Source organism: uncultured Campylobacter sp. (assembly GCF_938031315.1).
In the GTDB taxonomy this organism is placed as follows: domain Bacteria; phylum Campylobacterota; class Campylobacteria; order Campylobacterales; family Campylobacteraceae; genus Campylobacter_B.
This window is the reverse complement of record NZ_CALHHT010000150.1, coordinates 1-1,952: the sequence shown is the minus strand read 5'-3', so window position 1 is coordinate 1,952 and position 1,952 is coordinate 1. Positions and strand designations below refer to the sequence as shown.

The window sequence follows — 1,952 nt, the reverse complement described above, 5'->3', positions numbered from 1 at the left end:
ACCTAAAGTTTCAGAAATTTTGCTTCGCAAAATTTTAAAGCTTAAGCGGATTTTTTGCGAGCTCAGCCCATCTCTCACCTACTGATCGAATCCATTAATACTTTGCCATAAGAATCGACATAGATAAAATCTAATGTCAATTGCTTAACTATCGGATTATTCTGCATTCTGACGTCAAGGTAAAATTTCCCTGCCGTAATGTTTGCAAGGGTATTTTTCGCGCTCCAGCTAAGTTCATATCCTAGCAGTACTCTAGCTCCTACGAGAGCCCGCAATAGCTCATCTACACTCCTTTTTGCGTGATAGAGTTGATCGGCTTTGCGATCTATCGCGAAAAACACCCCTTTTTGGCAAGCCTGCGAGATACGATCAAAAATCCTTCCCCTGGCAAGATCCTGCCAAATGCTATCGACGTCGCTAGTCTCTCCGCCCCAAGCCCTGAAGCCTTGCTCGCGAATGATCGTGCTGATATGAGCCGCCCTAAGCTCATCTGCCGTGCAGGTCTGCCCCATCTCAAAGTCTACGTCTATTGCCGTGCCGACGATACCGCCCATCACTCGGTTAGAATAGCTATCGCTGTATCCAAACTCGCTAAGACCGTCCACATAGGCGATCATTCCGGCAATACGAGCGCTTTGCGGGCTCATAACGTAGCCGTTTGTTTCATCATCCCAAATTTTGACATAGGGATATGCCGCAATCAGCCGTGCCGTGCCAAAATCTTTCATTTTTGTGATAGCCTCATTTGCGGCGCTTGCCTTGAGATCGACGATGCCGGTAGCTTTGAGCCTTGTGGCCATAGCTTCGAGTGCTGCTTTGATTGCGTCCTCGCCGCTAAACTCGGGAGCGATTAGTAAATTTGGACGATAGCCGGTAGCGGACTTTGCATTTTTAAAAGCCTCTATAGCAGCCTTGCAAGCCGTGATATCGTCGCTATCGTCGTTATTATCGGTGCGGGCAAATACCGATAGGATGATCTGCGTTTGTACCGCCTGATCTGCTATCGCTTTTAGTGCGCGGTAGATCGAGCCTTGTTTGAAGCTTTCGGATTTGCCCTTTTTCTCCTTATAGATCGTCTCGATCGCATCAATTGCCTTATCGGTCGTCATAAAAAAATGCAGGCCGTTTTCCAGCACCTCTTCATATCCTGCGATCCCGATCGGCGTAGTACTTTCTACGCTTATCGGCCTTGCCGCCTCTGCCGAAACGGTTATGTTTACTCCAAATTTTGCAGCCATCTTTTCTCCTTTGTTTAAAATTTCGATATCAAATATAGGGCAATAAACGCCAAGTCCTGCATAGCCCCATAAAACACCTCTTGTCTGTCCCACGCATCTCTCGCCTCAAAAGCTCGAAATCGTAGCGTCCATTTTGTGCGATAACCTAGCTCGCAAGCAAGCGGAAAACCTACCGCAAGAGCTGCGGCCAGAAGCGGCGCGCCATAAATACCCGCAAAGACTAGCGGCACAAACACCGGCAGCCACCATAAAAGCCCGCGCAGAGATAGGCAAACGCGGCAATACGCTAGCCAATGCGCCCGCGGATCGAAAAGCTTAGCAGCGATGCGCTCAATAAATTTCACTTCATGCTCGCTTGTGTAGCTGCCGTGGGTTACGAGCGCGCCGACCCATACGCCCCAGCCTTTGGCCTCGCCCAGCAAATACCCGAGCCCGCAGATGATCGCGAGGTAGAAATTCCCCAAAAACGCAAATACCAGCAGGGCCACTACCAAAGCGTTAAGCTTGGCGAAGTATGAATACTGCCCGCGTAGTCTATTCAGTATCCAAAACATCATCGCTCTTTCGGGCGGCTCTTCACAAGGGGTGCGAACACCCTAAGGATATTCATCACATTGGAGTGGTCCCATTGATCGCACTTGCGCGCCCTTAGAAAAATCACGATAGGACAAGCCAAAATCCCTAAAATAAAGCTCGTCAAAAATAGTATAAAAT

Annotated in this window: 2 protein-coding genes; both read right to left on the bottom strand. The window is 48.8% G+C overall.

The features are described from left to right. Positions 1-74 precede the first annotated feature (74 nt). The gene (locus Q0236_RS04080) at positions 75-1,331 is read right to left on the bottom strand and encodes a phage tail sheath subtilisin-like domain-containing protein (protein ID WP_297915386.1); all 1,257 of its coding nucleotides are present in this window, start codon (positions 1,329-1,331) and stop codon (positions 75-77) included. Then, positions 1,253-1,792, bottom strand: coding sequence for a hypothetical protein (locus Q0236_RS04075; protein WP_297915384.1), 540 nt, complete (start codon positions 1,790-1,792; stop codon positions 1,253-1,255). Before Q0236_RS04075 ends, Q0236_RS04080 begins: the two co-directional genes overlap by 79 nt. Positions 1,793-1,952 lie beyond the last annotated feature (160 nt).

What these genes read in the sequence shown, in the direction of transcription:
- Q0236_RS04075 (WP_297915384.1), bottom strand. Translation starts at nt 1,792, where the DNA reads ATGTTTTGGATACTGAATAGACTACGCGGGCAGTATTCATACTTCGCC.